Source organism: Streptomyces sp. NPDC002265 (assembly GCF_040296125.1).
Classification (GTDB): domain Bacteria; phylum Actinomycetota; class Actinomycetes; order Streptomycetales; family Streptomycetaceae; genus Streptomyces.
On record NZ_JBEOWS010000455.1, the window covers coordinates 1 to 6,521 of the forward strand.

Sequence of the window (6,521 nt, forward strand, 5' to 3'; positions counted from 1 at the left end):
GATCCCTGGGGGGCCGTGGTGCCTGGCGACGTCCTCAAGACAACCAGCCCCGACCGATGTCCGCAATGACCCCTTTTACTAGTTGTGGCCGCATTGGGGTGTTGGCCAGTCTATGTGAGCTGGCTCTCAATCCGCAGGTCAGGGCATGGATGTACGTCTAAACCTGTCCCTTTTTGTCCACTATCGCGGGTAGTGGGTGACGTGGGTCATGTGGGGTGCTTCACCGGTTCCGCGACACTGCGCGAACGGGAGCTCACGGAGCGGTCGGTATGAATGTGACCGCGGTCTCGAAGGCGGTCCGCGAGGCACGCGCTTCGGCTGTCCGGATATGGCGTCGATGCGGCAGGACCGAGAACCTCGTGCCATACGCTCGGAGCCCCGTGGTGACCGGGAGGGCGGATGACGAGGCTCAAGATCGGCTACTTGCTGCCGACACGCGAACTTGCCGTTCGGGACGAACATGACTTGGCTCCGCTCGTCACTCAGGCGCGACGGGCGGAGCGGTTGGGGCTGGACTCGGTCTGGGCGGGCGACGGACCCGTGACCAGGCAGCGCGCGGATCCGCTGCTGCTGTTGGCTTCCGCGGCCCAGGCCACCGAGCGCGTCACGCTCGGCACCGCCGTGCTGTTGCCGGCGTTGCGCCATCCGATCCTGCTGGCGCAGCAGTTCGCCACCCTCGACCGGCTCTCGGGAGGACGGCTGATCGCCGGGTTGGGCGGAGGCTTCCCGAACCCGGCCACCCAGGCCCAGTTCGCGGCGCTCGGCATCGGCTTCGGCACCCGGATGAGCCGCATGGAGGAGTCGATCGACGCGATGCGGCAGCTGTGGTCGGGGCGGACCGTGTCCTACAAGGGTGATCACTTCGCCTTCGAGGACCTACGGATCGCGCCTTCCCCGTCGCGTTCCGGAGGGCCGCCGATCTGGCTGGCGGCAAGCGGTGCGGCAGGACTGCGGCGCGTGGCTCGCCTCGCCGACGGCTGGCTGCCGTATCCGCCGACGGCGGCCGCGTACGCGCAGGACCGCGAGTTCGTCGAGAGGGTCGCCGAGCAGGCCGCGCCGTCCCGCGCGGTCACCCCCGCGCTCTATACGACGCTCTGTCTGGACGAGGATCCCGAGGTCGCGCAGCGGCGCCTGCGGGCGAGTGTCGAGAGGTACTACAACGCGCCATTCGAATTCATCGCCTCTCTCCAGGCCGTGTTCGCCGGCACCCCCGGCCAGGCCGCCGCATGGCTGTCGGGCTACATCGAGGCCGGTGCCCGCCACCTGGTGATCCGGCTGGCGACCGATGACCACGCCGCCGGGCTGGAGGAGCTCGCCGATCAGGTCCTGCCCCTGCTGCGGGCGAAGGATCGGTGAGGCTCGTGCCGCCTCCCGTCCTGCGGCGCCCGCACGGCGGACCGGAGCTCCTCCCGGCGTCGGCTGATCTGCGGCGTCACCTGACATACGCCATGCGGTCGACCCACTGGGACAGGGTGAGGGACGTGGACCAGTCCCTGGCGGCGGAGCCCCGGCCGTGGCGCTGACGCGGGCAGAGCCGGGGGGCCAGGGCCTCGCGGAGCGAGGAGAGGTGTCCGGCGACCGCGGCGAGGCAGTGGTACTCGTCCCGGCATGCGGTGCAGGCGTCCAGGTGAGCGACGACGGAGCCGGCCTGCTCGGGCGCAAGGAGCTGGAGCGCGTGCTCGGCCAGGAGGTCGTGGACTGCGCGGCATTCGGCGTGGTTGGTGGCCATGTCGGATCCTCTCCGTACTGCGACGCCCGGCCGCCCGGGCGTTCCACAAGGTCCAGCTGGTTCAGGCGGCCGTGCAAAGCATGGATTCAGGCCTTGTGGCGCATTCCAAGACTGGCCGACGACTGTCCCTGTGCGCGTCGTCCCTCCGCAGTGATTGCCGGGTACTGCGGGCGCAGTACCCGGCAGGTCAGGCTGCTCCGCCTGCGCAGAAGGGGGCGTCCGGCCGGGCTTTCGTCATACGGAGAGGGGGGACGGAGACGGACCGCGATCCGTCGTCGCGTTGACCAGACCGCACTGGTACGCGATGACGACGAGCTGGGCCCGGTCGCGGACCGCGAGCTTGCTCATGGCGCGGTTGACGTGCGTCTTCACGGTCAACGGGCTGACGAACAGACGTTCGGAAATGTCGTCGTTCGACAGGCCGAGCGCGACGAGGCTCATCACGTCGCGTTCCCGGGGAGTGAGGCAGGCCAGCTGCTGGTGGACCGCGCCCGCACAGGGTTCGGGCTGGGCCAGGAAGCATGTGATCAGGGCCCGCGTGGCCGCCGGGGAGAGCAGCGCCTCACCGGCGGCCACCGTGCGGACGGCGTCGAGGAGCTCGTCCGGCTGCGCCCCCTTGCCGAGGAACCCGCTTGCACCGCGCCGCAGGGCCTCGGCGACGTACTCGTCGTTCTCGAAGGTGGTCAGGATGAGCACCTTCACCGCCGCGAGCTCTTCGGCTTCGCTGATGGCGCGGGTGGCGTCCAGGCCGTCCATTCCGGGCATCCGGATGTCCATCAGCACCACGTCGGGGCGGTGGGCGCGCGCCAGTTCCACGGCCTCGTGGCCGTCCGAGGCCTCGCCCACGACCTCCATGTCCTCCGTGGAATCAAAGAGGATCTTGAAGGTGCCCCTGAGCAGCGCCTGGTCGTCGGCGAGCAGAACGCGGATCGTCATGTCCGGACCTCCGGTAGTGCATGTGGTGCCCCGCCGCCCGCCGTCGTGGCAGAGCGCAGGGGTAGTTCGGCGATCACGGCGAATCCGCCCTCGGGCCTGGTCTGCGCGGTGAGCGTGCCGCCCACGCTGGCTGCCCGCTCCCGCATGCCGATCAGTCCGTGGCCGGTGCCCTGCCGCGGTTCCTGCGGGAGCGTCGGGCCGTCGTCCTCGACGGTGATGGTCAGCCATCGGGGGGTGTAGCTCAGGCTCAGTCGGGCCTTGTCCGCGCTGCCGTGCTTGCGCACATTGGTCAGGGCCTCCTGGATGATGCGGTAGGCGGCCAGATCGGCCGCGGGGGCCAGCGATTGTGTCGCACCGTGGCGGGTGCACAGGACGTCGAGGCCGACCCGTTCGAGCGAGGCGAGCAGGGCGGGGACCTCTTCCAGCCCAGGGATGGGGCCGCGCGGTGCCTCGCAGTCGCCGGACTGCCGCAGCAGGCCCACGGTGACACGCAACTCGTCCAGCGCCGACCGGCTGGTCTCCTGGATGTCCTTGAGGGCGGCGACGAGCTGATCCGGCTGTTGCTGTCCCACATGGGCCGCCACTCCGGCCTGGGCGTTGATCAGCGCGATGTGGTGGGCGACGACGTCGTGCAGTTCACGCGCGATCCGGACCCGCTCGGCCGCCACCCGTTGCTGCGCCTCCTGTTCACGGGTGCGCTCCGCGTGCTCCGCGCGTTCCTCGACGGCCGTGACATAGGCCCGGCGCGAGCGCACTCCGTCCCCGACCGCCGCCGGCAGGGCCGTCCACGCCAGCATGCCGACGTTGTCCGGTTGCAGCCCGGAACCCGGGTCGTGAAACAACGCCGCTCCGATCAGCACGGTGGCCGAGGCCGCGGCCACGCCCAGGGCCGTACGGCGGTCCGTCAGCGTGGCCACCGAGTACACGGACACGATGACCGGACTGGTCACCACCGGACTTTCCCGGAACCCCAGCAACTGGAACGCCACCCCGCAGCAGACGGCACAGGCCGCCACGGCGAAGGGGAAGCGGCGACGCCACAGCAGCGCGAAGCAGCCGACGCCGGCCAGCAGGACGGCTGACCATCGCACGACGAACCGGTGCTCGTGCGGGAGGAACGAGGCGCCGATGACGGACAGCACGAACAGCACCGATACGCCCAGCACGTCACGAACCGCACTCCGGGGTCCGCGCTTGCGCGCATTGTTCACTGCCATGGCATCACCGTAAGGACGCCGTTCGCGCGCCGCCGATCCGGCGTACGCCGGCCGGACCTGAATCCCCGGTCCCAGCAGCACAGTCGGGCGATCGGCGCAACTGGCCTCTTCGAGTGACAGGCCGGGCCCGACGGCCTCGTATCGCCCCGTGTGCGAGTGGACCGGGGCACGGGTTCTCGGACACGGGGCCGCGGCTCTGCGGCATGATCCGCCGGGCAGGCCCTACGGGCGCTCCGGATCCGGTCCTCGGGACAGGAGGAGCCAGACCGAGGCCGCGAGTGTCACGGCCATGCCCGCGCCGGCGGTGGTCATCGTGACGCCGGGCGACGGTGGGTCGGAGGCGTTGCCGCCGCACGCGATGCAGAAGCCGACCTCGACCGCACAGGCGATGCCGACGGCTGAGGGCGCCCCCCGGTGACAGGCAGGGCGCCCTCAGCGTGTCGTCCGCGTCAGTCGACGCTGCCGTGCTCCACGGGGAAGTCCGGGGGCCAGGGCCGGCTGAATTCGAACAGGGACGGGTCCTCGAACTTGCGGTCCGCCTCGCGCCACTCGGGGTTGCCGGAGACGACGAAGCTGTCCCCGTCCGGTTCGATCATCCAGGTGAAGTCCGCGTCGTCCGCGGGCAGTTCATGACGCTCCTTCAGCACCGCGAACTCCGCCTCCGAAGCCCGGCGGACGTGGATGCCCTTCTCGTAGATGGGCTTGAGCAGCATGAGTTCCACATGCCCGAAGTACACCTCGACCCGGGTGTCCGTTCCGTCGACCGCGGTGGCGTCGCTGCGCAGCAGCAGTTGCCGGTGCGACGCCGCGAAGCTGACCACGCGGAACAGACGTCCCTCTCGTACGAAATCCGGCATTCTCAGTGCACTTCCTGTTCTGGCTGTTCTTGCTGCTGTCGAGGCCTTCGGGTCACTGGGCCCAGTCCGGCTTCGGCATGTTCTTGACGAGACTCGGCGCCGAGTCACCCGGCTTGGTGAAGTACCAGTCGATGGCCTCGAAGTCCCGGCGTCCGAGGATCACCTTGAGACGCAGCGTCGCCATCTCCCACGCGGTGCCGTTGTTGCTTCCCAGCCTGGCCACCGACTCCCAGTCGGCGCCCACCAGCGGCTTCCCGCGTTCGACGAGCTTGTCGAGGGCTTCCGCCGCGGTCTTCGCGTCCGGTACACCGTCCAGCGAGATGCTCAACTTCACCGCCTTATTGTCCAGTGCCTTCTCGACACCGACCATCCAGATCGGACGCCCGTCACCGTTGGGGGCCGGCCTGCCGAGGATCTTCTGGTTGAACGTCCGTGCCCCGGAGCCGCTGAGGCCGCCGGTACCGCCCAGGGTCTTCGAGGCCAGCTGGTCGGAGTACGGGTTGATCCCCAGGACGATGTGGTCGCCGTCCTTGACGAGTTCCTTGACGATCCCTTCGAGGCACTCGTTGTGCACCAGGACCGGTGTCGGGCCCGCGTACACGTAGTACGTGTGGTTGCGCGCGACCTCGAAGTTGTAGACCCCGACGGATCCCTCGACGACCGTGGTGCCGAGGACCCGGGTGGAGCCGCCGTCCCGCGCCTCCAGGGTGTCTCCGGCGCGCAGCTTGCGGGCCTCGACCCAGCCGCGTTCACGTACCCAGAAGCGGTGCGTGTCGGTCGCCTCGACCTGGCCGTCGGCGGTGGTGACCCGGATCAGGGAGTCGACGGTCCGGTTGAACAGCCGCAGCACCGGCTGGAGGGACTTCTTGCCCGTGACCTGGTCCAGCGACCAGACCCGGTCGCCGACCTCGATGTCCTCGATGGACTTGGGGCCGTCTGCCGTCGCGACCTTGGTGCCGGCCGGGAAGCACTTGGTCAGCAGGAGCTTGGAGGTGATTCCCTCGATGGCGGCATCGGTGAGGCCCGCGGTGCGCAGCGCCTTCCACGCCTCGTCGATCGCGATGCCGGTTCGCATGGCGGCGTCGAGCGCCGTCACGCCGTCCTTGATGGCCTTGACGGCCATGTTGCCGAAGACGAGGGTGGCGATGTCGAAGACCGCCCACCCGCAGTTGCCCACGGTCCCGCCGCCACCTGTGGTGATCAGGTCCCAGCAGCTGGTGAAGTCCTCGGTGAGCGCCTTGACGAAGCCCTTGGCGACCGCGTCGTTGAACTCCAGCGTCGAGATGGTGTAGGTGACTTCCCTGGTCTGCGGCTTCAGCTCGACCGTGTGGAGGAACAGGGTGTCGGAAGGAGGGCACCCGGACTGCGAATCCGAGATGTTCTCGGCCGTGCACAGGTAGACGTCGACGAAGTACTTGGCGGTGATCTTCGCCGTGATGACGCAGTCACCGACGTGGACGATGACGTTGCAGTTTTCCTTGTGCAGGATGTCCGGGTCGCCGACGGGCTCGACCCGAGTCTTGAAGAAGACGCCGCTTACGCCGCCCGAGCCGGTCTCGATCTGGTCGTTGCGGCTCTTGGTCTCCGTCCGCCGGGCCGTCTCCTGGGCCTCCTTGGCGTACGCCTCGGCGTCCTTCGCCGCCTGTTCGGCCTCGGTCGCCGCCGCGTCGGCGCGGTCGGCCGCCGCTCGGGCGTCCTTGGCGTCCTGTTCGGCCTGGGCGGCGGCGGAGCGGGCGGCGGACGCGTCGAGTTCGGCGGCGTCGGCGGAGTCGCGGGCGTCCT

The 6,521-nt window shown here is 69.5% G+C and carries 6 protein-coding genes; 1 reads left to right on the plus strand and 5 read right to left on the minus strand.

Features of this window, described 5'->3' with window-relative positions; translation table 11 throughout:
• The first annotated feature begins 399 nt into the window (after positions 1-399).
• The gene (locus tag ABT085_RS42305) at positions 400-1,356 is read left to right on the plus strand and encodes an LLM class flavin-dependent oxidoreductase (RefSeq protein WP_351621257.1); all 957 of its coding nucleotides are present in this window, start codon (positions 400-402) and stop codon (positions 1,354-1,356) included.
• Between the two features lie 76 nt (positions 1,357-1,432).
• On the opposite strand, the gene ABT085_RS42310 is transcribed toward ABT085_RS42305, so the two are convergent.
• The 5 genes from ABT085_RS42310 to ABT085_RS42330 all read right to left on the minus strand — a co-directional run.
• Positions 1,433-1,729, minus strand: a complete 297-nt coding sequence (locus ABT085_RS42310; protein WP_351621259.1) for a zf-HC2 domain-containing protein — start codon at positions 1,727-1,729, stop codon at positions 1,433-1,435.
• Positions 1,730-1,963: 234 nt separating this feature from the next.
• Complete coding sequence (locus tag ABT085_RS42315; protein ID WP_351621262.1) at positions 1,964-2,665, minus strand: response regulator; 702 nt, start codon at positions 2,663-2,665, stop codon at positions 1,964-1,966.
• Complete coding sequence (locus ABT085_RS42320; protein WP_351621265.1) at positions 2,662-3,882, minus strand: sensor histidine kinase; 1,221 nt, start codon at positions 3,880-3,882, stop codon at positions 2,662-2,664. The genes ABT085_RS42315 and ABT085_RS42320 overlap by 4 nt, the downstream gene beginning before the upstream one ends.
• 449 nt (positions 3,883-4,331) lie before the next feature.
• Positions 4,332-4,739 (minus strand): hypothetical protein, encoded by a 408-nt coding sequence (locus ABT085_RS42325; protein ID WP_351621274.1) that lies wholly within the window; start codon positions 4,737-4,739, stop codon positions 4,332-4,334.
• 52 nt (positions 4,740-4,791) lie between these two features.
• Positions 4,792-6,521 (minus strand): polymorphic toxin type 27 domain-containing protein (locus ABT085_RS42330; protein WP_351621277.1); only part of this gene is annotated, 1,730 nt, incomplete at its 5' end.

Excerpts from the sequence above, each read along its gene's own strand:
- ABT085_RS42325 (WP_351621274.1), bottom strand. The coding sequence starts at position 4,739 with ATGCCGGATTTCGTACGAGAGGGACGTCTGTTCCGCGTGGTCAGCTTC.
- ABT085_RS42305 (WP_351621257.1), top strand. The coding sequence starts at position 400 with ATGACGAGGCTCAAGATCGGCTACTTGCTGCCGACACGCGAACTTGCC.
- ABT085_RS42320 (WP_351621265.1), bottom strand. The coding sequence starts at position 3,882 with ATGGCAGTGAACAATGCGCGCAAGCGCGGACCCCGGAGTGCGGTTCGT.
- ABT085_RS42315 (WP_351621262.1), bottom strand. The coding sequence starts at position 2,665 with ATGACGATCCGCGTTCTGCTCGCCGACGACCAGGCGCTGCTCAGGGGC.
- ABT085_RS42310 (WP_351621259.1), bottom strand. The coding sequence starts at position 1,729 with ATGGCCACCAACCACGCCGAATGCCGCGCAGTCCACGACCTCCTGGCC.